Here is a 1,117-nt window from a genome sequence, read left to right on the forward strand (position 1 = left end):
GTAAATCGACCTTCGCACGTGCCATCATTGGACTTGTTGAAGCGACCGATGGCGAAGTGGTTTGGTTAGGCCAAGACCTCACAAAAATGAAAGATGTACAGCGTCGTGAAACGCGTAAAGAAATCCAGATGATTTTCCAAGATCCTTTGGCTTCTCTTAACCCGCGTATGACGGTTGGCGACATCATTGCTGAGCCTTTAGAGACATTCTACCCAGAATTGTCTAAGCAAGAAGTGAAAGACCGCGTTAAAGAGATGATGGCGAAAGTTGGTCTATTGCCAAACGTAATCAACCGTTACCCGCATGAATTCTCAGGTGGTCAGTGTCAACGTATCGGTATCGCACGCGCACTTATCCTTAAGCCAAAAATGATCATCTGTGACGAACCAGTTTCGGCGCTAGACGTATCGATTCAGGCTCAAGTCGTTAACCTTCTAAAAGAGCTGCAAAAAGAGCTAGGACTTTCTTTGGTGTTTATCGCACACGATTTGTCAGTGGTGAAACACATCTCTGATCGTGTTCTCGTGATGTATTTGGGTAACGCGGTAGAGTTAGGCGAAGCGGATGCGCTATTTGCAGACCCTAAGCACCCTTATACGCGTGCGCTGATGTCGGCGGTTCCAATCCCAGACCCAGAGTTAGAACGCAATAAAACCATCCAAATGTTGGAAGGGGATCTGCCATCACCAATCAATCCTCCTTCAGGTTGTGTGTTCCGTACTCGTTGCCCTCAAGCGACAGAAGAGTGTGCAAAAACCAAACCTACGATTGAAGGTACAGACATTCACGCGGTTTCTTGTATTCACGTGAGCGTGTAACCAACCAAATGTTAGGTTAAGTAAATTCAGCCTGTGACGGGCTTAAGCGCGATTCCTTTTACTAGGGTCGCGCTTTTTTTATGCTCACTTTCTTTGAACATGAATTTCAATGCTCATTCGAATTTCTTGAACAAGATGTCCTAAGCGTGATGATTTTCTGTTTCTTATGAATCTCTAATATAAAGGGAGACATAAGAAATAGGAGAGCAATCATGGGTAAGTTGGTCGAAGGCGTATGGCACGATGTGTGGTATGACACAAAAGCGAATGGCGGGAAGTTCGTTCGTGAAGACGCTGGA

General features: G+C 45.5%; 1 protein-coding gene. It reads left to right on the forward strand.

Annotation, left to right across the window (positions count from 1 at the left end; genetic code table 11):
• Positions 1 to 818, forward strand: an 818-nt coding sequence (oppF, locus tag R7P35_RS25755; RefSeq protein WP_318093284.1) for a murein tripeptide/oligopeptide ABC transporter ATP binding protein OppF, incomplete at its 5' end; no start/stop codon positions are given.
• Positions 819 to 1,117 lie beyond the last annotated feature (299 nt).

This window comes from Vibrio sp. Vb0304, from assembly GCF_033338995.1.
GTDB classification, from domain to species: Bacteria; Pseudomonadota; Gammaproteobacteria; order Enterobacterales; family Vibrionaceae; genus Vibrio; species Vibrio alginolyticus.